Source organism: Endozoicomonas sp. ALB115, from assembly GCF_049310245.1.
In the GTDB taxonomy this organism is placed as follows: Bacteria; Pseudomonadota; Gammaproteobacteria; order Pseudomonadales; family Endozoicomonadaceae; genus Endozoicomonas.
Genome location: NZ_JBLYZG010000020.1, coordinates 1 through 26,151 on the forward strand (window position 1 = coordinate 1; position 26,151 = coordinate 26,151).

The following is a 26,151-nucleotide window of genomic DNA, read 5'->3' on the forward strand; positions in this document are numbered from 1 at the left end:
CAGGTTTCACCATCATCGTTGAACCGCCCGGTGCGGACCCGCATGCCGGGTGCTGTGGGGAGGGCCGGAGAAAGACCAGCCCTTACCCGATTGTTCCAGCGCTTTGTGTTCCAGTTTGTAGCCTGCACCCCGAACGGTTTGAATCAGCCTGTCACCAAAGGGTTTTTCCAGCTTGTTTCGCAAACGGCTGATGTGAGTTTCTACAACTTGCTCTGTCATGCAGAGTGTCAGGGCGTGCTTGCCATTATCCACCAGCTCAACCTGATGGCCGGCCTCACGAAGCCCTTTTTCAATAAAACTGCTGAGGCTTACATCATCCTCTACCAGTAATCCCCGCATGATCGTGCTCTCATTAATATCGCTGGGGCTCAGGCCGCAGCGATTGGGTTGTTGTTGTGCTCTTCATTGGCTGGGCCGGAGACATCATTGTCCCGGTTTTTATGGTCTTGTATCAAGATTTGCTGACAGGCCTGATGGCATCAATTCTGGTTTCAATGTTCTGACCGCGAGAGTTCAACAATTCAATTTCATAAGACACTTTATTGTGGTCGTCTTCCATCTCAACGTGCCATGCCTTGCCCCCAAATTCAGACTCTGACTGTTTGACTGCCTCTTTCAGGGAAAGGTATCTGCCATTGCTGATGCCTGATGCACACAGGGCATTTTCCACCTGGTCATTATCGTGGCCGGTACGCTGTTTGCTCAGAATAACTTCACCGGTTTGCGCATGAATAATGGTTTCAATCTCTTCACCATTTTTGTTTGCCAGTTTAATCTCATACACTGCCTGCCCCATCTCTACTTCACGCTCTGCTTCAAGTGGCTCTGCGCCAGTGTGTTTTCTGGCAATCTCTACAGCCTTAAGCAGAGACAGCGCATCGTCGCTGAGGGATGTTGGTGCATCACCTGCTTTAGCTGACCCTGTAGCCAGCATGGTGCTCATACCGATGATGGCAGACAGTGCAGCAGATGTAACAAGATTTGACTTTTTCACAGTGGATTCCTCATAACAGGGGTTAACGAGACAGGGAAATATATCTGTCGATGTGGTCACTTTACCCGGGAAGATTTTCAGAAAGGTTTCCGGAACTATACATTTTTGTAAGGTTCAGGATTTGACGAAGGCCTGACGTGGTGCGGACGGATATTCAAAACGCAGTGGTGAACGATATAATACCAATCAATAGTTTCTTTTATAAGCAGGCTTCAACATGGCGTACACTGCAGCTGGATTGCACATTCTGGTCAAGCATAAAGAACTTGCCGAAGATATTATCAAACAGCTTAAAAAAGGTGCCAAATTCGATGTTCTGGCCAAGAGGCATTCCACCTGCCCATCGGGTAAAAAAGGCGGGCACCTGGGAGAGTTCAGGAAAGGGCAGATGGTGCCAGCCTTTGATAAGGTGTGTTTTACCGGGGAGTTACTGACACCCCATCTGGTGAAAACCAAATTCGGCTGGCATGTGGTCAAGGTACTTTACCGAACCTGAGTAAAGTTCAAACGCCAAAGACAGCTTTAGGTATGGTAATTCGTTTTGTTTTCTGTCATTCCTTTAGCGCCGGAAGCAATTTGCCGACAGGATGGTTCCACAAAAAATGATTGTGAAAAAGCAGCAATAAGACGTTTTCTGGCGCAGAAAAAACATGACCATCCACGCCTCCTGGTGCAGCTAAGCGTTGATATCCATACCGTTCGTGTTGAGCTTGTCGAAGTACGGTGGCACCATCCTTCGACAAGCCTCAGGATGAACGGGGTGTAAGGGTATTAACGCTTTTCTGCACCAGGAGGCTGACCGAGAATAGCGCCCGTAGCGAAGATGGCAGAAAATTGAGGATAAAAATTTCGTTTTGTGAGGTGAATAGTGGTGCTATTTGCCGAACAAAACGGAATTTTTAGACCAATTTGCTGCCACCGCAGTAGGGCAGTCTATTCTCGGTCAGCCTCCTGGGGGCCAGTACAATATTGGTGATAAAACCCTGAAAAATGCTCGTTTAACTGCTCCAGGTTTTTAAATGGATAATCTTTTCGTCCGGACAATGAAGATAAACGATCTGATTTTATAGACTGGATAAACTCTATAATCCGGATTGCAGCATCAACATGGCTGGTTAAACCCTCTGACCACTCAGCTCTCATTATACGGAAGAAATAGGCCAGACAAGACAAGGTCAATATGTGCAGGCAGTCTTTCTCTTCCTGAGGCTTTCCTTCAAGTTGAGCTTTATGGCATTTGTAAGCCGGATAGAGTATGGCCCGCTTGAAATTATATATTTCATTACTTCGCAATATAGCTGAACTGGTAAAATCAACGCCGGATGTTTCCACAGGTTCCGCGAGTTTAATACCGTCGAGCAAGATTGGTTGTAATTTGCCAGAAGCGATGCTTGTTTCCAGAGTCATAATTTCTTTTACTCGTTCTGCCCTGGCCGGGTTATTAATATCTCCATCCTCCTGACGCATAAAACGGGTGAAAAATCGGCTGATTCCACAATCCTTTCCTTCTTTTATGGAGGAAGCGTTCATCGAATGAAAAATCAGATATTTGATATTCTCCAGTTCTGAAAATCTAACTGCTAATAATTCAGTATCAAGACCCAAAGTATGAAGAAGGATATTCCATGATATGTTTAAACGAGCAATCTGCCTGTGCTTATCGGGTATACATGACTTTTTAATTCTTTGACTTATAAAGTTGTCAATAGTATTGAATTCAGGGTTCTTTACTAATATTCCATTGAAGATTATTGCTTCTTTGACTGCCAGCTGATAAAGGAAACGCTGTTTATTTGTTTCACTGGTCTTTATGCAGGTCAAAGCCAGTTCGTTGATTGCCGTAGTAATATCATCTGCCAATTTGCCTGTACTGGCTTTAGCCTGAGTATCTTCACTTGAACCGGGAATAAGAGACTTCCTGCTTTCGATTATTGTGATAAGCTCCTCAAATCTAATGAGTATGGACGTATTATCATCCAGCTCTGTTTCTAATTCCTGGTCTGACATTTTAATTTCCTGTTGCGGCGCGTTGCCGGTAGTTGATATTGGACAGGTCGAATCATGGCCAGTAACCGCAAGTTGCCAGTAAATAGCTGGCTTCATTGCGTTGAGCTCTGCTTGTATTTTATGGCCAATATCCCCACGATGGTCACCGGTTGTCAGATAAAGGACGTTGGTGGCTGCTAACTTGATTTCATGGTAGTCCTTCAACTTTTTTATCAGATTGGTACTGGCTTTTTGATAGCCACTATACCGATTACTTCCTACTCGATAAGGGAACCAGTCTATTGCATTGATAAACTGGCTCATCCTGTTGAACACCGATGCTTGCCTTCCCCTGCTGATACGGGAGGGATCTCCCGGGAAAACTGGTTGCTGAGTCGTGTTGGCAGTATTCGATTTCATGCAGTTGTCCATGCTAATAACCTCTGACTAATAGCGAGAACCAAAATGGTTACCGGCCTGGGGCATAAAATAAGTTCTGATAGCTCTCAGCCAGACCAAAAAAGGAAGGCTGTAAGGTGATGCAAGAAAAAAGTATGGAAACCAGTTGATAAAAGGATTTTTATCTGAAAAATTAACTCATCTTACCTGCACCATTTGTACCGATACGATAATTCTGCCTTTTTGCCCTGGCTGCTAATTCCCCTTTTTCCCTCGCCAATTTTTCACTCAGGCCTTTTCTTAAAGCTGCTCGGTAGGCTGCTGATTTTGCATTTATTATGGCCTTCGCCACCTTGCCTTTATCCGATCTCAGGTATTTGGCTCTGGTTGCCTTTCCTTTATCTGATTTAGTGTATCTGGTTCTGGCCGCTTTGCCTTTATCAGATGCAGAGTATTTTGCCTGGCTCCTGGCACGACGTGCCTTGTCCAGTTCGGAGGCGGTCATCTTTTTAAGCACAAGAGGCAATGGATTACCGTAACCGGAAGGCTCAGTTTTTTTAAACTGAAAAGTTTTAGTTGGAACTTGTTGTTGGGTTCCCTTCGTCAACGAGCTGACGTATGATTCTTTTTCAGTGGCTGGTACGTGAGAAACTGAAAAGCTACACAGTTGACGTAAATAGCCGTGTGTATCCTGATGGTTGACTTGCCGATTCAGATATCCAGAATGGGACGGGTAAGTAGATATCTGTACAGAATGTACAAGTCCACTCAGTTGCAAACATGAAACTTCAGCGAGTAAAAGTAAAGGGTTTTCTTGCAACTCCTGTATATAGGAATATCCGGAAACAAATTTTGTACCTGAGTTTACTCTGTCCATTGAGCTATTGGATCACAAATCATGGCTATCCTGTTTTGTGCCTTGTCTCTATTGTTGGGAATGATGCCCTTGGCTCTTGGTTGCTTGCCTTTCTCGGATGCTTCGTATTTGGCCCTGGTTTGCTTGCCTTTCTTGGATGCTTCGTATCTGGCCCTGGTTTGCTTGCCTTTCTCTGATGTTTCGTATTTGGCCCTGGCTTTCTTACCTTTACCGGATGCTTCGTATTTGGCCTTGGCTTTCTTGCCTTTACCGGATGCTTCGTAATTGGCCCTGGCCCTTGCTCTGGCTGCTTTGCCCTTATCGGATGCTTCGTATTTGGCCCTGGCTCTTGCCCTGGCTTTTTTACCCTTATCGGATAAATAGTATTTGGCCCGGGTCTTCGTGCATTTATCAGATTGTTCGTATTTTGCTCTGCTGTAGGATAGATCATATTTGGCTTTGGCCTGTTTATTTGGCAACAGAAAAATATCTTCAGTGGTAGCCTGACTTGAATGTGTAGTTGGTTGAGGTTTAATTATCTCAGCCTTTTCAACCGACCTGAAAATAGTACCGGTACGAACCTGTGTATTGGAAACATGAGTGGAAATTTCTTCAGGTTGATGAAGACTGCTATTAACAATTGGTATGCTTTGATTGGTTGATTGCTTTAAACCTAAAAGAGACTGGATTGAAAAACGTTCATTACCAGGAATGTATGCAGGGGGGGGAACCGTATTTTGAAGTTTACTTCCGGGTATTAAGTCAACTGATTGATTTTTATCACGACAGCTGGCAACGATTACTGCTGGTTTTTTTTCAAACCAGGGATTATAAAAAGGCACAGCTGGATGCTTAAGATAGTCTTCAGCAGTTTCACCACCACGCATAAAAGATAGAATATTCGACACTTTTGTAACGTCACGGCAGAAGGGCCTGCCTATTGCTACTGATTCAGAAAAAGTAGAATCATGAAAGTAAGGTAAATGGCCATAGGCTGCATTTAATCGAGCTGAAGCAAAAGAAGAAGGACTGTACATCGAAATATTGAATTATTGAACACCACCCTGAGACCAATCTTTCTCATAAAAGTTCAAGTTAAAAAATGGTAATTTTGACTGTCCCGGGTATATAGTGCGAGGGGACAGGGTGAAGAGGTGTTATGCCAGTCGCGTTTTCTTTGGCACTTTCTCTGGCGCTCTGCGAAATCGGGCTCATTGTAGTAGTGCTTCTTTTGGCACTCCCTTTCATGCTCTTGCGTAAGCGGTATTTTCTCTGAAGCTCCCTTTTGCGCTCTCTTTCGCGCTGTGCGTAAGCAGGATCATTATGGTAGCGAGCTCTTTTGCGCTCCCTGTCACGCTCTCTCATGCGCTCTGCGTAGGCAGGATCATTCTGTAAGCGAGTCTTTCTGCGCAGCATGTTGCGCTCGTTTTTGCGCTTGGCAAAGACAGGATCATTCTTATAGCGCGCCCTTTCGCGTGCATTCTTGCGCACTCTTTTGCTCTCTGCGTAAGCGGTATCACTTTGAAATGGCACACTATCTGTAATCATTGTAACTGGCGTTGCTGGCTTAAAATGATTATTAACAAACGCCTGATCAGTATTGTAGGCGGGTTGATGAAGGTTATTATTAACACACAATAAGCATTGTGAGGCTGTTTGAGGTAAACCCACGTCATAAATATATGTGGGATCACTACTCTGAAGTTTCCGTCTAACCGTAAAGTCAAGAACCTGATCTTGCCTGGTAAGGTTATCAATGATGACTATCGATCTTTTCTCAAACCGGGGATCATCAAATGGGTTATGAAAAGGGACTGCAGGCTGCTGAAGGTGGTTTTCAGTGGTTTCATCTTTAGTAATATCAGTGCTGAAAAAGTCTGAAGGACTGACATGTGGTAGAGGTGCAATGTTATATCCATCCCAAAAGTTAGCGGAGCCAGTGTTATTGTCTTGTTTATCTGGTTGATTATGATATAGAGGCAACGGTGCAATAGATGCTTTAACAGACATACCTTGGTACGTCGACTGTTGTTCATTTGTGCCTGTCTGAAGCGGTTGATCTGATGGTCTTGCAAAAAGTCCATCAGGATCAATATCGACATCGGGTAATTGATGATAGTAATACATTGAATTATAGAATAATTGAATTATGTATTAAGACATCCTCTTTTTAGAAAGGTTCCTATGATAAATAATCTGTCAATAATTCAGTTGTTTACAAAAAATCAGATACTAGTAAGTTGACGGTTGGGTCGCATAAACCAGTGCATTCCATTGTTCATCAATCTTTGACTCAAAAAATTGATTTAGTGCCACTGAATCAACAAGATCCTTGGTTTCCCTGAGCCTGTTTAATGAAGTAACATAGGCATATTCATTGGAACTGGAACTCCCTGCATGGTTTTGATCATAATGATCCACTAACCCATCAAAGTTGCTATTTTCCTTTGCTAACCATTGTGATAATTCTTCATCATGGGATTTGATAAACGCAAAAAATATTTCATCCTTACATAAGCTTATCAAGTAATTTTTTAACAGGCTTTTATTGTTTATTGCCTGAATAAAATCATATTGTAATCTTCCATATTGCCCCCTGATAGCATTGACAACACTACGGCCCTGTTCTGGGAAATATTGTTGAATATGATTTTCAGAAAATTCACAAATTTCTCTCGCAAACCGGTTTTTTACATACGCTCTGATTTCAGTGGATTCATTACCTCCAAGGAGGTTGTGCCTGCCCAGGACGCTGATCAGTTGTTCCTCATGAATAAGTAGTTTGGCTTTACCAAGCAATGAAAACCAGTTAATGCTGTTATCTTGATCACATATACCCTCCGTCAGTGTTGCTGCCTTGAATCTTACTTTTATCAGGTCACAAACTTCCGCGGTATGGTCCTCGCAATCTCTGGATGACATACTTTCAATTATTCCGATAATCTCGCCAATGAGCTCTGGTTTTTTCAGCAGATTATTGAGTATTTCTTTGTATACATCACCCAGGTGTAAACGCTCTGAATCGTTTGCACTTTTGACCTTATCTTCAAGGATGTGAAGTTTCTGTATTTGAACTGGGCTGAAAATATTTACCAGCCTTGCTTTGGCTTCGTTAAGCGACAGATTTATATCTGCAGGTTGATTATATGTTCTGTAATGTGCAGGATGCTCTTGATCAAGCCAGGATACTGGTGATGAAGTACCAGAACTAGAGTCAGACCTGTATCCCGATATAGAGCTGGAACTTGAGCTTGAGCTGGCATCGGGTCTGTGCCTGGACCTGGATCTTTCTGCTCTAGATGTTTCTGCCCAAGATCGGGCCCAAGATCGGGCCCTGGACCGGGCTCTGGATCGGGCTGTTCTGGAGGATGAAGAGGCAGGAAAACGTGTTAAGTCATCGCTGGAGCCCGCCACTTGGCGATTACTCTGCCCACCGATAGGTTGACTGTATAAATGTCGAGATCCGGGAATAGTCCTGGCTACGGCATTTTTTTGTTCAGTGGTAAGGGCCTCTTGAATGGTATTAACCAATTCAGCACCTAACTTCTTTCGGATAAACTGGCACTTTGGAAACTTCTGGGCATGTAAATCATCTGGTGTTTCATCTACTTTCCAGTTTTGCAGACAACCACCACATGAAAAACATCGCACCAGCTCCCCATCTTTGAGTGAATAAAAACCGCTGGCAGAAATATCCTGATTAGAGACAGCAGAGGAAAAAACAGACGAACGTCTTACATTTCTCCAGTTACTATTATTGAATGTCTGCGCCCTGTTTGTGCGATTACTCATCGCTTCGTTAAATGGTCTCTCAGGGGCATTGTCCGTATCAGATCCACTGCTATCTTCCACATCAAAACCACTAGTAGATATATCCCTGTCGGCAATAAGTGAAGCTTCCCGGGCAACAGGAATTTCCTCAATATTGTTAACTGATAATAGTAACCACTTCAGATAATCATTTGAGCGAATATCTTTAGCGATTTGCTCTACGGGCTGACCATGGTTGGCATAAATTTCACCACCAGAGTCCCTTAGCTTTAAAAGAAGTTGATCGTAACTTAACAGCTCTGAAAAATCTTTTGCTATGTGGGTGTCGCCAGTTACTACATCTGTAAATTTAAAAATCGTCTCAGCTTCGGGTGAAGGTGCATGGGGTAAATGGGTCTGAGGGGGATTGTTATAACCAACACTATGGTGTCCCAGCATTGCTCTTGCGGATTGATCAACTGCTCCGGTATCCCGCTGATTTGTTGCAGAACCGGGGTTGCAGGTATAACTATCGTTGCCAATATTATTCATAACTCGACTGGATCCTTACTCATCAATCATTTTCTGAGATGAACATCTTTAATTGCTGAAATTAATTGTTAGATGATATTGAATAATTTTAAAAAAATTAAATAAAAACCTGATGGTTTAATCAGGATTGGTTTTGTGGTTAATTGCTTTTTATCTGATTAATTGTTTCAGGTTTATGAGTTTTTTCAATATTCATTATTGCCAGTAGTGTTTTGATAAAGTCCTTCCTCTTGAACTCATAATCATTAGCATGATGTGTTGTCGCCAGCCAGTCGTTAATTCTATGTTCAAAATCCTTACGGCAAGCATGGCTGGTCAATTTTATTTGCAGCGTTTCAGTCAGCACAGGCAGGCGATGTTCCTGAAGGTGATTGGTTTGGCCGTCAGGTTGTTTGGATTGGGCTTCTTGCAGAGCGATAAACTGCCGGGCTTTATTCAGGCTCAGCAGGCAGCGCATAAACAAACCATAAATACGCTCTTCAGGGTTTTGAGGAAGATTAAACAGAATGGTTCGTGGCAGGTATTCCGATCCTTTTTGCAATTGTTCTGTCAGCAAGTCAAGGTTATCAGCGAGATATTCCAGCGTATCGTTCAGTAATCGGGTTTCTTCAGCAAACGACAGGCACCATACCGGTCTTTTAACGCCAGGAACGTGCACGGGCAATTGTACGGCCTGTTCATGGGCTGCTCTGGCGTCAATGCTGACCTGAAGTACCATTGCTTTCATCCCCAAATCACCGTCATTAAATTGAATATTGTAGGCGTGTGGCAGTTTAATCGCCCGACACCCCCGGATTGGCCAGATAATGATGTTTTTGGGGATTTCAGAATCACTGTCGGTGTTCAGTGCCAGCAGCCTGTCAAAGAGTGTTCTGGCAGAGGCTTCCTGCGTGCAGATAATATCAATATCATTAAATGATGAGCAGAGGTTCTGTAAAAAGCGTGCGTAAGAACCGGTAATCAGCATGGGTGGATGGGTATAAGAGTCATTGATTTCCTGAATAATCTCCAGTGTTTTCAGGGTAAGCGCAGTAAACCGCGAAACCTGCTTGTGCAAAAAGCCGGTGTCACCTGTTGTTAACCGCTGTTTCACGGTTTGACCCACAATGGCACGGTTAGCTGAGTGCTTGTGGCCATCGAACAGTAACTCATCCATTGTACTGGCGTCACTGCAATATTGTGCGAACCAGCAGCCTAAAGCGTGGCGCAGCCTGCTTGCGGCTGGAAAGCTCTGAAGACACTCCAGGGCCTGATGCTTAGTGATCTTCCGTCCATCAATAGACTGTCCCGTGATATAACAGTATGTCAGGAAGAAGAAATGCAGTCGTGAATTCTGAAATGAGCGCCGCAGCATGTTGATGGATTGCAATACCTGTTCTGCTGATACACTCTGATGATCAATGGGCAGTCCATGCTGCATAGCCATGAACTTCACTATACATTGGAGTCGATGTTGCTCATCGTCTTTGACCATTACCTTGTTTAAGATGTGCCATGCCTCTTGAAGTGTACTGCGGGTTTCGCTGGTTTCATCGAACTGCTGAGTTGTCGTCAGCCTTTGAATCAGATACCTGGCTTGCCTTGCAGAATAATCTCCGGGAGCTTCATTAAACGCTGCCAATACTTCCCGGTTATCCAGATAGTGACCATTCAATTCCCTGGCGCTCAATGTCAGCTGAGTATAAAAAATAGCTCTTTCGAGCAACCAGCCACCACGCTCATAATCCTTAACCACGCCCTCCGGTCTGACCGGCTGGTCATTCAGCAACATACCCCTGAGACAACATTGTTCTCTGAAGCGCGTCAGCTCCAGTGTGGCGTTGGCGGCCTGATAATCGTTAACCACCGCCTCCGGTGTGACCTGCTGGCCATTCAACGGCAGGCCCCTCAGGCAGCATTCCGCTTTGAAACGTCCCAGCGCCAGTGTTGCCCTGGCGGCCTGATAATCGTTAACCACGGCCTCCGGTGTGACCTGCTGACCATTTAACGGCAAACCTCTCAGACAACATTCCGCTTTGAAGCGGGCTATCCCCATTTTGCGATCCGGACTATCGAGGAAATGCTTAACCACCGCATCCGGTGTTACGTTCTGACCATCTAATGCCAGGCCCCTCAGGCAACATTGTTCCTTGAAGCGTGCTATCCCCAGCTTGCCTGCCGGACTCCCCGGGAAACACTTGACCACCATATCCGCTGTGACCTGTCGGCCATTCAACATCAGACCCCTCAGGCAACATTCCGCTTTGAAACGTGCGGCCCCCAGTTTGCCTTCCAGACTGCCCGGAAAACACTTGACCACCCTATCCGCTGTAACCTGTCGGCCATTCAACATCAGACCCCTCAGGCAACATTCCGCTTTGAAACGTGCGACCCCCACTTTGTCCTCCTGACTCTCCTGAAAGTCCTTAATCACCGCCTCCAGAGAGATCTGCTGGCCATTCAACGGCAGTCCTTTCAGGCAACATTCCGCTTTGAAGCGCGTTATTCCCAGCTTGCCTTCTGGACTGTCCGGGAAATCCTTTACCACCGAATCCGGTATGACCTTCTGGCCTTTTAACAGCAGTCCCCTCAGGCAACATTGTTGTTTAAAGCGAGCCAGCTCCAGTCTTGCCCTGGTGGCCTGAAAATCCTTAACGACTGAATCCGGTGAGACCTGTTGACCATGCAAAATCAGGCCCCTGAGGCAACATTCCGCTTTGAAGCGTGCCAGCTCCAGTGTCGCTTTGGCTGTCTGATAATCTTTCACCACTTCATCCGGTGTGACCTGCTGGTCATTCAACACCAACCCCCTCAGACAACATTCTTCCTTGAAACGCGCCAGCTCCAGTCGTGTCCTGGCTGTCTGATACCCCTTAATCACCGAATCCGGTGTGACCTGCTGGCCATTCAACGGCAGGTACTTCAGGCAACAGTCTTCCTTAAAGCGCATTAGCCCGAGTTGCCCCTCCGGACTATCCGGGAAATCCTTCACCACCTCACCCGGTGTCAGCAGCTGGCCATTCAACGCCAGGTTTCTCAGGCAACACTCTGCTTTGAAAAGCGCCAGCTCAAGTGTTGCTCCGACTGCCTGAAAATCCCTGATTACCGCTTCCGGTGTGACTTGTCGTTCATTCAAAGTAAGCCCTCTCAGGCAACATTCTTCCTTAAAGCGCGCCAGCTCCAGTGTTGCCCTGACTGCCTGATAACCCCTGATCACTTGCTCCGGTGTGACCGGCTGGCCATGCAATGGCAAAACTCTCAGGCAACATTCCGCTCGGAAGCGGGCTATTGCTACCTGGTACTTATTCTGCCGATCTGGCTTCTGGCTAAACTCTTGAATGACCTGATCCGGGGTAACTTTGCGATCGTTGTGTAAAATGTTCTTCAAGCAGAGCTTTTGCAGGAAGAAGCCGCTTCTTATCGTCGAACTTTCATTTCTATAGGCTTTAAGCACGTCAGCCGTGGTGATTTTATGACTTTGTAACTGTTTATTCTGCCAAAAGCTGTCTTCAATCTGTTTGCTTATATCCGGGATGGAGGCTTTACTTTGAGACGGCTGGTTTGAGACTTTTTTGCCGTTAAAGGTGCTTCTGGAACGGTTGGGCGGCCGACGTGAACCGGCTGTCTGGTCAATCCGGCCAGCAGGCTTTGAGTGGGAGGAGGTCGATGTGGTTGCTTTCAGAATGAAACCCTGAACAGCTGGACTTTAAACATCGTCTTTGACCTCAAAATGATTATTAGGTTCTTGAATTGGTGAAATATCATCCTGACTGGTTCACTGATAATTCTGACTATACTTTCATGCTCAAATATAACCTTGAGATGAGGTGTTTATGTCCACTGAGCATCAGGCCGTAGTGGTCAAGTTGAACCAGATTCTGGAGCATGAGCTGGCAGGGGTTGTACGATACAGTCACTACAGCTTTATGGTGTTTGGCTATAGCAGGATTCCCATTGTTGGATGGTTTCGTTCAGCAGCAACAGAAACGCTGAATCATGCCTATGAAGCGGGAGAAATGATCACTTATCTCGGTGAGCACCCATCCCTTGGCATCGGTGGGCTTTTGGAAACCTCAAAACATGATATTCACGACATCCTGATGGAGTCTCTGGATTTTGAGAAGCAGGGCGTAAAGTACTATTACGATCTATTGGAACTTGCCGAGAAAGATAAACTGGTGGTGGTTGAAGAGTATGCCCGCCGTTTGATTGCAGATGAAGAAACTCATATAGGCGACATAGATAAAATGCTGAGGAAACCAGGCGATATCGCCAGCGTAGTTTAGGTTGTTTTGGAACCGGCTTCTCTTTCATTAATCGCAGCCAGGGCTTGAGCAGACTGGCTGCGGGTTCTTCAATGCACAAGATGACTCCTGGCAAACCCTGCGATGGCTATGTACCAGCATGATAGCGTTTTGCCTTGCACAGTAACTGCCCACATAGCCAGAAATATACGATGCCACGACTTAGCTGATATCAATGGCAAATTGTTTTAAAACAGTCAGTTCAATCACCTTCAGTGTATTGATATGGGTCGCCCGGATATAAACAGGAGGTGCTACATTGTTTTCCAATGCTTCTTGCCATCGTGCTGCACACAGGCACCATCGGTCACCGGCCCTGAGCCCGGGAAAGTCCCATTCCTCCCGGGGGGTGATCAGGTCATTGCCCTTAGACAGCGAGTATTGCAGAAATTCATCAGTCATGTGAGCACACACCGTATGCCCCCCTTTGTCATCGGGGTGGGTATGGCAGAAACCGTCACGAAAAAAGCCGGTGACAGGGTCCTTACAGCAGGTTTCCAGTATAAGTCCAAGCACATTTTGTTGTTCGAAGAATGACTCGGCCATTTATTTAACTCCCATATTTTGTTTATCCGACATTATAGGATAAGAGATCAGTTCTACTTTCTTTGCATTGATACCTGAAAAGTGAAGTTATTGAGTCAACATCAATGATCTCTGTCAGGATATTCTCAGAATTTTGAACCTTTCGGTACGAAGCACTGTCGAATTACCTGCATATTTTATATATGAAAAATGGTTGTTTTTCAGTCATGAGTATTGTTCTGGCAGATTCAGGTGTAAGGCTATCCTATAGCGATGCATTCTGGTTTCGGTATGAAGGGTACCGGGAAGACACCTGTGTCGTATATTCTGCCATAAGAGCCTTTACTGACACTGTTGCCAGAAATGTAGAAGTAGCCAGAGATAACTTTGTTCAACATCTGGATGTCCATCTCGGAGAGCGTATTGCAAAGCGCATAAGTGAATGGCAGGTCTCCATTCCATTAGCGATTCCGGTAAGTCAGGAAATGTTTGATTTTACTGCAGGACCTCACCTGGAAAACTCTCCCAAGGCAGAAGAGCTGTCACAATATTTGAATTCACTTTTAAATGAAATGACATTTAAAGGTATTACACCAGAGCAATCATTTACTAAAATAAGTAAATTGTATGATCTGGCTCAGGCATTTGCTAATGAAGCTGGTTGTCTGCCTGAAAGTTGGTATCGTTATGGCCCGCAACCCGCTGCAGGATTACCCAGGTTATCCTCTCCCGGCTACCCTCGCAGTGATCCTCGCCATAATCCGGAAGAAGACTTCTGTCTGAGAGAGCAGCGACTTGATTATGCTGAAATACTGCATCAACAAATTGTTAATTCAGTGAAAATTATTTTTAAGCGCATGAGCGATTTGTCATCACCATTTAATCAAACAAATACTGATCGCACAGGAGAAGATGAAATCAGGTGTGTGATGAATTTTAGAGAATATTGGTTAGGTAATAAAAAACTGTGTGAACAATTAATGAAAAGTCGGCGTCAGGATATTAGAGCGGGAATAGAGTCTCTGGATTTTAACAAGCGAATGTTTTCCATGGTCTAGGAGGCTATCCGAGAATAGCGCCCGTAGCGAGGATTGCGAGAAATTGAGGATAAAAATTTCTGATTCTGAGGAGAATAGCGGGGCTATTTGACGAAGAAGCAGGAATTTTTAGACCAGTTTATCGCAACCGCAGTAGGGCAGTCTATTCTCGGACAGCCTCCTAGGGTCAGGAAAAGCAACAGCAATTTTCCAAAGGCTGCGTTTTTACAAAAACAGAGGGACTTTTTTTATAAAAAAGTTGGGTCAGGTATTGCCGGTTATAAACTCACCTTCGTCATCACTCTGACATTCTGTATTATCACTATGAATTCATTACCCAATGCAGCACACTCATTATCAACAGTATCGTTTAAGAACCCTGAGAGTTGCCCGGTGCAACCAGGCAAACATTCAAACACTGAAACTCGCCACTCCCCGGGTAGCAGAGAGCAGATAAGGCAGGAATTGCTGGGTGCTTTCAAGACAGGCACGTTGGGTGCTCGACAGGTCTGGATGTGTCACGGGGAATCAGCTCATGCAAGATTCAAAAAAGAGTCGGCTTATCTTGATCATAACAATGAGTTACCAAAAGCACCAAGACCCGTCATCCTGATTATGGAAGATGTGCCATTGATGTTAAGATCGAACCATGCCACCGTTGGCATTATAAACCCCGGTACTCTCGCTGTTTATAAGAAAAATGCCGGAACATCCAGATTACAGAACAATGCCTTAAAGCCAGACGAACTGCCTGTTAAATGTCTGCCTGACCACAATTCACTGCGGGAGAAAATGAAGGAGAGAGCGACACGGCTCTGTACTGTTTATAAGCAATCTTCATCAGGTCAGCTGCGCAGGAAAGGCACATTCAAACCGCCAGAATTCAAGGAAAAAGATAATGAAAATTTAACATGCTATCCAGAATGGCTAACCACCGGGTACATAAAATCACAAATCAAGTGCTATCTCACGGTAAAAGAGGGCACTGACAACAGCATTACCGAACATTTGCAGGATAAACACCAGTTAGAAGAGGTTTTTGGCATTGATTCGTTGCCCTGGATGGTTTATTCCCAGCAAAGCGGTTCAGCAGAGGTTTATTTTGAGGATGAACTCAGTACTGATCATTTAGCACTTAATGAGGCCAGGCTTGGTAATTTTGCGTTATCCCATAACATTTCTGAAGATGCCTTCAGGGGGATGTTGAATCTTCTGCCTATGCCGTTAAAAGCTAAAACCATCAATCAACACCATCTGCCAACGCTACAGCATCCATTTCAGGATATTATAACACTGGCAGAGAGCCCGGACTTCAGTCGTGAAAACTTACGGGAATTAATAGGCCGTATTTGGAAATTATTAGAGCGGGATGCTCCTGTTCAAAGAAAGTTTTTTTACCGGGGGGAATATCAGACAATACTTGATTTGCTGATCCAGTCAGCTGAAATATTATGGTACAGAAATGATTACAAGTTGTCGGATGATCATGATGAACGCCAGGATTTGAGAGAGACAGCTTACGAGGAAGATAGAGTTTTCCAATTAGCCAGTGATCTGGTCAGACGCGGAGTGTTGTCTACTGGTTGGAAAACCGGCCTGAACGTTCTGGGGCAACTTTATTCAATAAGGCTTTGCTGTCATTTTGAGGCATTGGGAATACCCTACAAGGGCCACTTATGGTCTACTATGTCTTTTCTGATTGGTCACCGCTCTTTCAATCATCCGGTTGTTATGCTGCAGTTTCATAAACGTTGTCAGAGTTTCAATGCAGCACAACTGCAGGAAGTGTTTATCGTCACACTTCGGGAACCTTTTCAGAGATATTATTGCTATAAGCACTTTAAGGATAATTTATTAGCCCTGTTTTATTATGGTGTACCTGATGATCAAACACTTGGCGCTGTGAGAAAATCAATAGCAAACACCAGTGCCCAAAGCATTAAAAAATCCCTGGGAACGCTTTGCGCAGATGATTATATTCACTGGGTTAAAGAACTCTGGGAACGTCGAGATCAAGAGCCCTTTTATCAGCACTGGCCAGAAAATATCAAAAAAGGGCAACAACAAATCGTCGAACTGCAAAAGTCCCTCGGCCTTACCGGCTGTCAGTCTCCCCAAACTGCATCCCTGACGCAACCAACGGAGTTGCAGTTTATCGTTGACGCCTTCAGCCAACCACCGGTTCTGCCCAATGCCAGGGATAACGAAGAGACCATTCTGAGAATATTACAGCACTATTACCGACGGCCCGGTCCAGAGCGAGTCATCAAATGCCTTGGCAGTGACACACTGCCCGGGGTATGGAAGCCGGATCACAACTGCTGCCATGTATTGCGGGCCCGGAACAATCTGTTGTGGTATATCGAGCTGCTGGAGAAATTCCATCAGATGCATTTCTCTGAAATTGAAAAGAATCTGCTGTCGCTGGCGATCATCTATCATGACGCCGCAGCGGAAGATGTCCCCAAGCAAGATGAGGAAGCCAGGGCGGCTGACTATTTCAAACGGGATCTTCAGGGGCAGTATCCACAACAGTATCTGAAGGAGATTGGCGAGGCACTGTCCCGCAAGGAAGATGACGTACATGGCAAGAGCGACCAGGGTCTGTCGTCATCGGTTCGGCGTTATCTGCATGTACTGCGCTTTGCTGACCGCATGGATTTTATCCGATGCACCGGGATTGATGCCTCGTTCCCGGGATCCTTCAAAGACCGTCAGCAGCCTGGCCACTTTGACGCCTCGCTTTTGGATCTGCCGTCGCAGGTAACCAGAGATTTCACCAATGACCCTGCCCTGAAACCGGACTTTCAACGGCAACTGGAAGCCGCCATGCACGGTGCCGCTGATCTGCTACAGGTTACTGGCAACAAGCGTGAAGACTGTCGGCCGGATTCCTATGTCCAGACTTACCAGCTTGAACCTGATGAAGCAACGATCACCGAGAAATTTGAACTGACGCCCTTGCCACTAAAGAACATGGAAAAATATCTGGACGATAATGTCCGGCGCTATATTGCCAGCCGTGCAGGCATTCACACCTGTACAAGCTCTGACCATAAAGATTGCAAAACTAATCGCCGAAGGGGGGTTACCCGTGGCATCCATAATAGCTTCCATGATCTCAGGCAAGTCAGAGTGCCAACAGGGATGACCCGTCTGGAAAAGATGCAGTGTCGTCAGGGTTTCAGTTTATTAAGTGTGGAAACACAAGGTGCCATCGCTCAAGAGGTGCAACGACTGCAATTGAAGGGGATACTTATGAGCCTCGGCACATTAACCCAGGAAACCCTGAAATCACGTCGGGCAAAAAGAGTACTTGCGAAAAGAGGATTTGCAGTGGTCAGTCGGAAGCGCTTCAGGGGATACAATGACAAAGGGGGGATAAAAATGCAGAAAATGCTGGTACCTCTGCGGATTCGTCCAAACCATGAGACTGCTGTTTAGGAGGCCGTCCGAGAATAGACTGCCCTACTGCGGTTGCGATAAATTGGTCTAAAAATTCCTGCTTCTTCGTCAAATAGCCCCGCTATTCTCCTCAGAATCAGAAATTTTTATCCTCAATTTCTCGCAATCCTCGCTACGGGCGCTATTCTCGGACAGCCTCCTGGCAAGTAAGGCATTGGGTCTGAATAATGCCGTGTCGTGTTTAAGTAGCTAACCATATGAAATCACATATTTCTGACTCCTTGTTCAGGCACTCCCGGCAACCGCTCCTGCGTTGCTCTAGCTCCTGCATCCATGCAGTCGTGCTTCGTTACAACTCCGTTCACATAGCTACGGCTATGCTCCCTCCGTTGTGCCTCGCATAGCACCTGCCCAAGTAGCCAGAAATATGTGATTCCATATGGCCAGCTACTTATGGGAAAAATTTTTCCTTCATTAGTTCTTTTTTCAAAAAATAAGGCAAATCAAAAGAAGATATTGTTCGTTTATCAAACACATCATCCAGACGCCGCTTGCACAAACTTTCCAGACTGAGAGGGGTTTCCCGGGGGTTGTAGCCAAATTTCTGGGTGACTGTGTGGATAACATCCGGTGCCTGGCTTCTTTCTGGACAGGCACCGTAGTAGAGCAGTTCAAAAGCAATTTCCCAGAAGCCTCTTTGGTTGGCCCAGAACAGAGGAGTACCATCTCCAACTCCATGACTATGAACATCCGCCTTATGCTGCAACAACAACAGCACCACCCGGTAATTTCCTGCAAGAGCCGCCCTCGTCAAAGGCGTAGGATAACCAGAGGAATGACTATGAACATTTGCCTTATACTGCAACAATAACTGCACCACCTTGTCATGTCCTGCATAAGCCGCCCGGGTTAAAGGAGTACCATGGGCAGAGGAATGACTATTAGCATCCGCCTTATGCTGCAACAATAATTCCACCACCTGGTCATGTCCTGCATCCGCCGCCTGAGTCAAAGGAGTCCAATCACCAGAGGTATGACTATGGACATCCGCCTTATGTTGCAACAATAACTGCACTACCTTGTAATGTCCTGCCGCTGCCGCCCGCGTCAAAGGGGCACCATTACCCCTGGCACGACTATGAACGTCCGCTGATGCAGCAACAATAACTGCACGACCTGGTCATGCCCTGCCGACGCCGCCATCGTTAAGGGCGTAACTTCCCCACAGGTATGGCTGTGAACATCGGCACCGGATTGCAGCAACAGTTTAACAAGTTCAATTCGTCCAAATTTAGCAGCTCCGGCCAGCGGGCTGTAGGGAAAGCAGCTACTTGAGGCATTGCAATCAGGATCAGCACCGGCTTGCAACAGAAGTTTCGCTAACTCAATATACCCCCGATCGATTGCCCCTCTCAGTGGTGCATGGATACTTAACCCACTGCCGTTTACATTATCCGCATTATATTTCAACAGCAATTTTACGGTTTCGATATCACCATTCTCAACAGCTATTCTAAGCAGACCATACTCGTTAGCCGCACCTTGCCACTGTGCACCATGTTCCAGCAACAGCTCCACCACCTCGACATGGCTATGATAGACAGCTTCGATCAGGGCACCCGACCTGTAATAGCCGCCGTAAAAGCAGTTAACGTTGGCTCCATGACTCACCAGTAGTCGGGCAATCTCAATATCTCCCTTGCTCGCTGCCCTGCGCAGTGGCGGCCACCATACAGAATCATTACTATCAGCGTCGGCTCCCATAGTCAGCAACAGTCGTACGCTCTCGATATGACCATTCTTGGTAGCCTGGCTCAGAGGCGTCACGCCTTTGCGGGCAAAGCTGTTAATATCCGCCCCATGGGCCAGCAACAGGCTTATCGCCTTGACCTGCCCCATTCTGGCAGCCTGGGTCAGGGGAGTCCGCCAGCCAGTGGTATTGCCGTTAATATCCGCCTGGTAATCAAGCAACAGCTGCATTAGCTCAATGTTACCCCGGGCCGCCGCCGTGGCCAGTGGCGTCATGCCTTTGGCATCCCAGTGGTCAGCATCTGCCCCGGACTTCAGCAGTAACCTCGCAATGTCCACTGACCCATGCATGACGGCCCGGGTTAATGGGGTAAACCCCTCTCTGCCGGGGAATCTGCGTGCTTTACGCTGCTTTTGCAAGCCTTCGTTGCGGCCATCAACCTCGGTGCCATTTTGTAGCAGCCATGCCACCATCTTGATATCCCCGCACTCAACTGCACAATTCAGCGGAACCCTGCTGGTAGCGCCGGTGCAGTGTACGACTGCACCACTGCTGTCGCCGGTTCCTGCAGCCAGGCCGTCCGTCTTGACTGCGGTTTGTACGTTCACAGAGCGATTGTGACCATAGGGGGGTTGTAACCCGGTGCTGCCGAAGGAGCCCGAATTGTCGGGGCCAGGACTACGGGGAATCTGGTTGACATATATGGGTGAAGCAGTGTCGTCTATATTATCCGAAGTTCCTGAGGTTCCAGCAGCACCGGCTTGTAGCAAGGCTGGGTAACCACCGGCATTAAGTGGTTGCATGGTAACTTGTCATCTGTCCTGATTGGTGTCAGGTTGCTTAGAACAATCACCATGGAAATAAGTTCCGGCTTGTTACCCGAAGTCGGGGTGGGGGTTAGCCCTGACGTGTCAGAAAACAGGATTTCATTTAGTCACCTACTTATTTATTATTGGACATCGACCTGCTGATGAAGGACAGACTCATTTGGATTCGGCAACGATTAGCTGAGAAATTTCTGAATCATTTTGCTTTTTAGCCAGATTGATAACTTCACTATCAATTTTGATGTCAGGGTGTAAAAGTAAGCACCTGATACAATCTGGTACGCCTGCAATTACTGCCAGCATCAAAGCCGTATAGCCATCGTTTTTTTGTGCATTGATCGACTTCTCACCCTGTTCAATCAACACCTGAACGCAGTTGACATCCCCGTTTCTTGCTGACGACATTAATGGTGTCCAGCCATGCTCTTCAGGCAGGTCTGATTTAATTCCCGGGTGTTTCAGAAGCACCTTCAGACAGTCCAATCGCCCATTACTTGCTGCGTAGAATATTGCCGTCCGACCTGCATTCGATTGCGCATTCGGGTCGATTTCCTTCTGTGTCAGAAGCTCTTCCAGACACTTCGTTTGCCCTTTTTCTGCAGCATGCATGAGTGCAGTTTTGCCATTATTATCCCTCTCGTCCACCTTAAGTACATTCATTGCCAGAATTGCTTTGAGGCAATCAATCTGGCCATTTTTTACGGCCACCATTGCCAGTGTTAACCCTTTTGTATTACGAACATGGATCAATGCTTTGGCAAAATTCAGCAGTTCAGTCAGTAATGTCAAATTACCACTGCTTGTTGCATTCAGGATCTGTTGAAATTTTTGCCATGGTTGACGCTCTGCTAAATTATTGGCCTCCGCAATCTGCAATGCGGTTTTAAAGTACAAACTTCTTGCATTGATGTCTATATTGGGTTGTTTGAGTAATAACGTGGCACAACGTTCATCCTTTCCTTCTGCCGCCAGCATCAAAGCCGTATGGAATCCCTTCTGTCGTGCATTGATCGACGAAGGATCATGCAGAAGCAACGCCTCCACACAGTCTCCATGACCGTTTTTTGCTGCCAGCATTAATGCCGTCCAGCCACGACTGTCAGTCAGGTTTGCGTCAATTCCCGGTATTTTCAGAAGCGCCAGCAAACAGTCCGTATTACCGTTTGTTGCTGCGTACATTAATGCGGTATAACCGGTCATGCTCCACTCATTCGGTTTGATGTTTTTATGTGTCAAAAGTAATCTCAGGCTGTCCGTATGCCCGTTTTTTGCAGCCAGCATGAGTGCAGTAACACCCCAATTGGCATAACCATTCACATCAATACTTTCGTGCGCCAGCAGTAGTTTCAGTGACTCCTCGTCCCCATTTTTTGCAGCCATGATGAGAGCCGACTCGTATTTATTGCTCCGCTTGTTAACGTCAATTCCTTCCTGTTCCAGAAGTAGTTCCAGGCACTCCGTTTGCCCATTTTCTACAGCAAGCATGAGTGCAGTTTCGCCGTCATTATCTGTCTCGTTCACGTCAATGATTTTTTTCTCCAGAATTGCTTTCAGGCAATAAATATTGCCATGTTTTGCGGCCAGCATTACCAGCGTTGTCCCAAATCCATTACGCAGATGAATCCATGCAGTGTTATCTTTTTTATTGGTTGTATTGCTGCCGCTATCGAATTTCTGGAATAAAAACGAGACGCAGCGTTCATTCCCTCCAATGACCGCCAGCATCAACGCTGTATAGCCTGCCTTGTTTTTTTCATCGATCGACGACGCACCATGGTCAAACAATTTCTCTACGCAGTCCCCATGGCCGTATCTCGCTGCCACCAATAATGGCGTCCAGTGCTTCTTGTTACGCAGGCCTACATTAATTTTTTGCTCTGTCAAAAGTGCTGTCAGGCACTCCAATCGCCCATTTGATGCAGCCAGAATAAGTGCGGTATCGCCATTCTTGTCCTGCAAGTTCACTTTAATTCCTTTCTTTGTCAGAAGTAGTCTCAGGTGCTCTGTTTTTCCATATTTTGCAGCTATCATTAACAGCGTTTGACCATTTGTATTTTTTGAGTTGAAGTCAATAACAGGGTGTTTACAGAGTATTTTAAATTTTTCTGAGTCAGACCGTACCGCTGAAAACAAGAATTTCTTGAATTCAGTTTTAATAAACCTGGTTGAACTCTTGTGTAAACCATGTTTTAGTAAAAAGTCAATGATGCCAGCCTGTTTCAGTTTAAATGCCCGGTGTAATAAGTCGGTGAAGAAAATATTGGCATGCTTTTTAAGAGATCCCACAGGCAGATGCGGTAAAAAGCCGGTTGACCCTGCTGCATCATCGTTCAGGGCATTAATGATTTTTTCTAACATAATCTCCTTTATTTGAGGGTCAGATTTAACCGTTTCGTTCCATTTTTCCGATGCAGTTTTATCAAGGAAAAACTCAAAAAAGTCACTTGGTTTGTTGGCGTTGTTCAAAGCATATTGAAAAAGATTGAAACGTGCTTCATTGGGTAATTTATCAAAATCAACTGTTTTTAAATGACTCAGAGTCAATGTTTGATGGTTATCCCAATCCAGGCTGCAGTTGGCATTCTGTATGAGAGGAGTCTCTGATTCAAAGACCCAAAAATAAAGATTATCCTTCGAGCCAATGTAGGAAGATGGTGCTTCATCTGTATCTGTAACTGTATCTTTACGTTTCTTCGAAAAAAACCGGGAAGAAACTTCGTCATTTTTCTTGCCGATCATAGTGAGTACGTTCGCACTAGGAGTATGATTCAAATAATTATCGATTAACCATACCTGAAATCGCTCCCGACTCTTTGAAAATTCATGGCTCCCATTATCGTAGGTTTTGATGATTGTACCCAGGCTAAGCCCGCTTTTATCACTGGTTTTGAACCTGAGATTTATTGGGGTTATAAAATCCTCTTTAATTCCATCAGTGATTTCATGCTTAAATTCTGAGCTGAGAACAGGACGGGTTAGCCAGTCTTCTTTATTTCGCTTTTTTAAAGAGGATAATAAGTCCTGGTAAAACACATCTGTCAGTTTATTGAGTATTTTGAACTCTGGCATCAGGGATGGCAGGATAAGTTCAAGTCGTCCAATCATATCTGTCAAATCATCGATCTTTACATTGTGACCATAATCTTTAAGGGGGGGCAAATCAAACTGATTACAGAATAAATTGTAAAGTACACTGTGCGTGTGTACTTCTTCCCCTATTAAAAATGCATTCTTATTACCGGCACGCTCTTTTATCAGAAATGATTTGATGCAATAATCCAGTAACCCGTGTCGAATCTGCAATAGCACCTTTTGTGGGTCGCGGGAGTTCTCGATGCTGGTAAATGCACTTTGAATGCGGGCACCATTGCCCCCAAGGCAATTGTCTATCCCTTCGAGAAACTCATAAAATAAAGTGCAAAAACTGTCTCTGTTGAAAGACAATTTATCAGCATCATCAGGATTTTTCGCTTCCAGCTCAAGAAATCGTTCAGTTCGATGAATGATATTATGGAGATAATAACGAGTATCCTTGAATGATATCAGGCTGTCAGGTTTTTTATCGTCATCATTCAGATCATTTGAAATCTTTGTGTGAAAGGTATCAATTTTCTCATCAAATTCATTGCTGATTATACGCTCTGTCAAAGACTTCAGTTTGATAATATCATCCATAAACTGAGTTTTCATTTTGAGGTATATGGTAGGTTCATTCGTTTTAACTTCTTTCAGCTCGCTGAAATCTCCATCAGGGAAGGCAATGTAATCATTTGTTTGCTTATTCAGTTTTTCAGTACTTTCTGAGATTATTAATGGTCTCTGAAATAAAATAGGGTGACGCGGTGATATCATTTGTTATTTCCTGTTGATTATTTAATGTAACAGTTCAGTCCTGACAAAGCGTAATTGCATCTTATATCAAATTGACTTTAGAGTTAATAAAGAATAAAAAAACAGCACGAAGTTGATAAAAGGGTGTTGATAAAAAGGGTAATGGTGATCTTCCACTGCGCGGAGCTTAATTATAAGCGATTTTTTCAATGAGTTGTCATTTAATAGAATTATTTCCACGCTCCCAAAGCTGAATGTTATCATCGGAAAATGATCTTATGCCAGCTTTTCAGCTATCTAATTTTCAGCTACCTAAGTAGTTGGCCAGAAAATATGATTTCATTTGGTTAACTGCTTATAACGGATGTCTCACTGTATGTACTCAGATAAAGTCGTTATTGTTACAGGTGCCAGTCAGGGTATTGGCAACGCCATTGCCAGAGCTTACAGGGAGCAGGGGGCAACTGTGGTTGGCTTCGACCTGCACCAACCGGCAACGGGTGATATGGATTTCTACAGCGTTGACCTGGGAAAACCGGAGATGATTGAAGCAGCCTTTGACACCATTGCTCGCCAATATGGCACTGCACATATCCTGATTAATAATGGTGCCATAAGCCAGTTTAATAAGCCGGTGGCTGAGCTTACTGCTGCCGAGTTCTCCAGGGTGATTGATGTTAATCTGAATGGCAGCTTTAACTGTGCCAGAGAGTTTATCAGGCACCATAGTAATAAAAAGTATGGTCGTATTATCAATATTGCGTCTACCCGCTGGCACCAGAATGAACCGGGCTGGGAGGCCTATGGCGCGTCTAAAGGCGGCCTGGTGTCGCTGACCAATACGCTGGCCGTATCACTGGCACAAACGCCAATTACCGTGAATGCCATCAGCCCAGGCTGGATTCAAACTGAAGATTATGATCAGCTGACCGGGCAGGATCACCGCCAGCATCCATCGGGGAGAGTGGGTAAGCCACGGGATATTGTTAACACCTGTCTGTTTCTGACCCATGAAGAGAATGACTTTATCAACGGTGCCAATATCGTGGTTGATGGTGGTATGACAAAGAAAATGATCTATCTGTAATGGCTCCTGGACTCCGGCAAAAGCAGGGGTTCAGTTTGTGCCAAAAGAGCCTGCCAGACAGGCTCCCCTAAACATCAAGACTGACTGTTGATGATTCTGGCAATATCGGCAGCAGGGCGATAGCCCGGAATAACCTGACCGTTTTCCAGCACCATGGCCGGAGTGCCGTTAATGCCCATCTGGACACCGAGGTTGTAGTGGTTATCAATGACAGTACTGCACGCTGCCTTATCACCTTGAATTTCTGCACTGATGGACTTGCCGGTTTTCAGGTCGGTTAATGCCTGTTTACGGTCTGCTGAACACCAGGCATTGGTCATCTTGCCATGCACTGGCGATTGCTGGCCACCCCGGGGGAAGGCAAGATAGCGCAGTTCAATACCCAGCGCATTCAGCTGGTCGACTTCCCGGTGCAGTTTGCGGCAGTAGCCACAGTCGACATCCGTGAAGGCATACACAACACCTTTGGTTTCACCTGTCGGTGCAAAAATCACCATATCTTCTTTGTTCAGGGATTTCAGCAGCCTGGCGTTTTGCTGGCTTTTCACCTCTTCCGTCAGGTTAACCAGCTGGTTACCGCGAACTTCCAACAGATCGCCTTTAATAAAATACTGCCCGTTTTCGCTGCTGTAGATCACAAAGCCACCTTTGAGTATCACTTTGTAGATGCCGGGCATCGGGCTTTTGGTGATCGACTCAATGGGAACGGCGGCATCAAGTTTTTTCAGCTGACGTTCAATCAGGGTCTCGGGGCCCTGAACGGCACTGTCCTTGCCGGAAGCCTCTGCATGGACGGCCACAGACCAGCCAGCGCTTGTGGTCATCATGGCCGTTAACAGAAGCGCAGAGAATTTAGACATACTGATTCC

General features: G+C 45.6%; 20 protein-coding genes. 7 read left to right on the forward strand and 13 right to left on the reverse strand.

Annotated features, from left to right (window positions below; genetic code table 11):
* Positions 1 to 12 precede the first annotated feature (12 nt).
* Both ACO6VE_RS11120 and ACO6VE_RS11125 read right to left on the reverse strand, forming a co-directional pair.
* On the reverse strand, positions 13 to 339 hold the full coding sequence (locus ACO6VE_RS11120; protein WP_422461308.1) for a response regulator transcription factor: 327 nt from the start codon (positions 337 to 339) through the stop codon (positions 13 to 15).
* Positions 340 to 451: 112 nt separating this feature from the next.
* Positions 452 to 994, reverse strand: coding sequence for a PepSY domain-containing protein (locus ACO6VE_RS11125; protein ID WP_422448754.1), 543 nt, complete (start codon positions 992 to 994; stop codon positions 452 to 454).
* Positions 995 to 1,211: 217 nt separating this feature from the next.
* Here ACO6VE_RS11125 and ppiC point away from each other — a divergent pair, with 217 nt between their 5' ends.
* Together ppiC and ACO6VE_RS11135 are read left to right on the forward strand one after the other, a co-directional pair.
* Positions 1,212 to 1,490, forward strand: a complete 279-nt coding sequence (gene ppiC / locus ACO6VE_RS11130; protein WP_422448752.1) for a peptidylprolyl isomerase PpiC — start codon at positions 1,212 to 1,214, stop codon at positions 1,488 to 1,490.
* A gap of 45 nt (positions 1,491 to 1,535) precedes the next feature.
* The gene (locus tag ACO6VE_RS11135) at positions 1,536 to 1,760 is read left to right on the forward strand and encodes a hypothetical protein (RefSeq protein ID WP_422448750.1); all 225 of its coding nucleotides are present in this window, start codon (positions 1,536 to 1,538) and stop codon (positions 1,758 to 1,760) included.
* A gap of 167 nt (positions 1,761 to 1,927) precedes the next feature.
* On the opposite strand, the gene ACO6VE_RS11140 is transcribed toward ACO6VE_RS11135, so the two are convergent.
* The 3 genes from ACO6VE_RS11140 to ACO6VE_RS11150 all read right to left on the reverse strand — a co-directional run bounded on the left by ACO6VE_RS11140 (position 1,928) and on the right by ACO6VE_RS11150 (position 4,714).
* Positions 1,928 to 3,400, reverse strand: coding sequence for a hypothetical protein (locus ACO6VE_RS11140; RefSeq protein WP_422448748.1), 1,473 nt, complete (start codon positions 3,398 to 3,400; stop codon positions 1,928 to 1,930).
* A gap of 172 nt (positions 3,401 to 3,572) precedes the next feature.
* Entirely contained in the window at positions 3,573 to 4,256 is a 684-nt protein-coding gene (locus ACO6VE_RS11145) for a hypothetical protein (protein ID WP_422448746.1), read from the reverse strand.
* Complete coding sequence (locus tag ACO6VE_RS11150) at positions 4,244 to 4,714, reverse strand: hypothetical protein (RefSeq protein ID WP_422448744.1); 471 nt, start codon at positions 4,712 to 4,714, stop codon at positions 4,244 to 4,246. Before ACO6VE_RS11150 ends, ACO6VE_RS11145 begins: the two co-directional genes overlap by 13 nt.
* 209 nt (positions 4,715 to 4,923) lie before the next feature.
* On the opposite strand from ACO6VE_RS11150, the gene ACO6VE_RS11155 reads away from it, so the two are divergent.
* Positions 4,924 to 5,091: a hypothetical protein gene (locus ACO6VE_RS11155; protein WP_422461310.1), complete on the forward strand. Its 168-nt coding sequence runs from the start codon at positions 4,924 to 4,926 to the stop codon at positions 5,089 to 5,091.
* Between the two features lie 239 nt (positions 5,092 to 5,330).
* Here the strand turns inward: ACO6VE_RS11155 and ACO6VE_RS11160 are convergent, their stop codons facing one another.
* From ACO6VE_RS11160 to ACO6VE_RS11170, 3 genes are all read right to left on the reverse strand, one after another.
* Positions 5,331 to 6,362, reverse strand: coding sequence for a hypothetical protein (locus ACO6VE_RS11160; protein WP_422461312.1), 1,032 nt, complete (start codon positions 6,360 to 6,362; stop codon positions 5,331 to 5,333).
* A 105-nt stretch (positions 6,363 to 6,467) separates the two neighbouring features.
* A complete protein-coding gene (locus ACO6VE_RS11165) occupies positions 6,468 to 8,537 on the reverse strand; it encodes a baculoviral IAP repeat-containing protein (protein ID WP_422461314.1) in 2,070 nt (689 codons plus the stop codon).
* A 139-nt stretch (positions 8,538 to 8,676) separates the two neighbouring features.
* Complete coding sequence (locus ACO6VE_RS11170; protein ID WP_422461316.1) at positions 8,677 to 11,904, reverse strand: hypothetical protein; 3,228 nt, start codon at positions 11,902 to 11,904, stop codon at positions 8,677 to 8,679.
* A gap of 445 nt (positions 11,905 to 12,349) precedes the next feature.
* Between ACO6VE_RS11170 and ACO6VE_RS11175 the strand changes: the two genes are divergently transcribed.
* A complete protein-coding gene (locus ACO6VE_RS11175) occupies positions 12,350 to 12,802 on the forward strand; it encodes a ferritin-like domain-containing protein (protein ID WP_422448734.1) in 453 nt (150 codons plus the stop codon).
* Between the two features lie 180 nt (positions 12,803 to 12,982).
* Here the strand turns inward: ACO6VE_RS11175 and ACO6VE_RS11180 are convergent, their stop codons facing one another.
* Positions 12,983 to 13,366 (reverse strand): DUF2237 family protein, encoded by a 384-nt coding sequence (locus ACO6VE_RS11180; RefSeq protein WP_101748766.1) that lies wholly within the window; start codon positions 13,364 to 13,366, stop codon positions 12,983 to 12,985.
* A gap of 206 nt (positions 13,367 to 13,572) precedes the next feature.
* On the opposite strand from ACO6VE_RS11180, the gene ACO6VE_RS11185 reads away from it, so the two are divergent.
* Entirely contained in the window at positions 13,573 to 14,403 is an 831-nt protein-coding gene (locus tag ACO6VE_RS11185) for a hypothetical protein (protein ID WP_422461318.1), read from the forward strand.
* Positions 14,404 to 14,706: 303 nt separating this feature from the next.
* Complete coding sequence (locus ACO6VE_RS11190; RefSeq protein WP_422461320.1) at positions 14,707 to 17,826, forward strand: hypothetical protein; 3,120 nt, start codon at positions 14,707 to 14,709, stop codon at positions 17,824 to 17,826.
* A gap of 412 nt (positions 17,827 to 18,238) precedes the next feature.
* On the opposite strand, the gene ACO6VE_RS11195 is transcribed toward ACO6VE_RS11190, so the two are convergent.
* The 3 genes from ACO6VE_RS11195 to ACO6VE_RS11205 all read right to left on the reverse strand — a co-directional run bounded on the left by ACO6VE_RS11195 (position 18,239) and on the right by ACO6VE_RS11205 (position 24,216).
* The gene (locus ACO6VE_RS11195; protein ID WP_422461322.1) at positions 18,239 to 18,898 is read right to left on the reverse strand and encodes an ankyrin repeat domain-containing protein; all 660 of its coding nucleotides are present in this window, start codon (positions 18,896 to 18,898) and stop codon (positions 18,239 to 18,241) included.
* A complete protein-coding gene (locus ACO6VE_RS11200; RefSeq protein ID WP_422461324.1) occupies positions 18,895 to 20,340 on the reverse strand; it encodes an ankyrin repeat domain-containing protein in 1,446 nt (481 codons plus the stop codon). The genes ACO6VE_RS11195 and ACO6VE_RS11200 overlap by 4 nt, the downstream gene beginning before the upstream one ends.
* 180 nt (positions 20,341 to 20,520) lie before the next feature.
* A complete protein-coding gene (locus ACO6VE_RS11205) occupies positions 20,521 to 24,216 on the reverse strand; it encodes an ankyrin repeat domain-containing protein (RefSeq protein ID WP_422461326.1) in 3,696 nt (1,231 codons plus the stop codon).
* Between the two features lie 355 nt (positions 24,217 to 24,571).
* Between ACO6VE_RS11205 and ACO6VE_RS11210 the strand changes: the two genes are divergently transcribed.
* The gene (locus ACO6VE_RS11210; protein ID WP_422448724.1) at positions 24,572 to 25,282 is read left to right on the forward strand and encodes an SDR family NAD(P)-dependent oxidoreductase; all 711 of its coding nucleotides are present in this window, start codon (positions 24,572 to 24,574) and stop codon (positions 25,280 to 25,282) included.
* A gap of 74 nt (positions 25,283 to 25,356) precedes the next feature.
* Here the strand turns inward: ACO6VE_RS11210 and ACO6VE_RS11215 are convergent, their stop codons facing one another.
* Positions 25,357 to 26,142: a thioredoxin fold domain-containing protein gene (locus tag ACO6VE_RS11215; RefSeq protein ID WP_422448722.1), complete on the reverse strand. Its 786-nt coding sequence runs from the start codon at positions 26,140 to 26,142 to the stop codon at positions 25,357 to 25,359.
* Positions 26,143 to 26,151: the final 9 nt, after the last annotated feature.

What these genes read in the sequence shown, in the direction of transcription:
- ACO6VE_RS11120 (WP_422461308.1), bottom strand. Translation starts at nt 339, where the DNA reads ATGCGGGGATTACTGGTAGAGGATGATGTAAGCCTCAGCAGTTTTATT.
- ppiC (WP_422448752.1), top strand. Translation starts at nt 1,212, where the DNA reads ATGGCGTACACTGCAGCTGGATTGCACATTCTGGTCAAGCATAAAGAA.
- ACO6VE_RS11140 (WP_422448748.1), bottom strand. Translation starts at nt 3,400, where the DNA reads ATGAAATCGAATACTGCCAACACGACTCAGCAACCAGTTTTCCCGGGA.
- ACO6VE_RS11145 (WP_422448746.1), bottom strand. Translation starts at nt 4,256, where the DNA reads ATGGACAGAGTAAACTCAGGTACAAAATTTGTTTCCGGATATTCCTAT.
- ACO6VE_RS11160 (WP_422461312.1), bottom strand. Translation starts at nt 6,362, where the DNA reads ATGTATTACTATCATCAATTACCCGATGTCGATATTGATCCTGATGGA.
- ACO6VE_RS11165 (WP_422461314.1), bottom strand. Translation starts at nt 8,537, where the DNA reads ATGAATAATATTGGCAACGATAGTTATACCTGCAACCCCGGTTCTGCA.
- ACO6VE_RS11175 (WP_422448734.1), top strand. Translation starts at nt 12,350, where the DNA reads ATGTCCACTGAGCATCAGGCCGTAGTGGTCAAGTTGAACCAGATTCTG.
- ACO6VE_RS11180 (WP_101748766.1), bottom strand. Translation starts at nt 13,366, where the DNA reads ATGGCCGAGTCATTCTTCGAACAACAAAATGTGCTTGGACTTATACTG.
- ACO6VE_RS11185 (WP_422461318.1), top strand. Translation starts at nt 13,573, where the DNA reads ATGAGTATTGTTCTGGCAGATTCAGGTGTAAGGCTATCCTATAGCGAT.
- ACO6VE_RS11190 (WP_422461320.1), top strand. Translation starts at nt 14,707, where the DNA reads ATGAATTCATTACCCAATGCAGCACACTCATTATCAACAGTATCGTTT.
- ACO6VE_RS11200 (WP_422461324.1), bottom strand. Translation starts at nt 20,340, where the DNA reads ATGCAACCACTTAATGCCGGTGGTTACCCAGCCTTGCTACAAGCCGGT.
- ACO6VE_RS11205 (WP_422461326.1), bottom strand. Translation starts at nt 24,216, where the DNA reads ATGATATCACCGCGTCACCCTATTTTATTTCAGAGACCATTAATAATC.
- ACO6VE_RS11210 (WP_422448724.1), top strand. Translation starts at nt 24,572, where the DNA reads ATGTACTCAGATAAAGTCGTTATTGTTACAGGTGCCAGTCAGGGTATT.
- ACO6VE_RS11215 (WP_422448722.1), bottom strand. Translation starts at nt 26,142, where the DNA reads ATGTCTAAATTCTCTGCGCTTCTGTTAACGGCCATGATGACCACAAGC.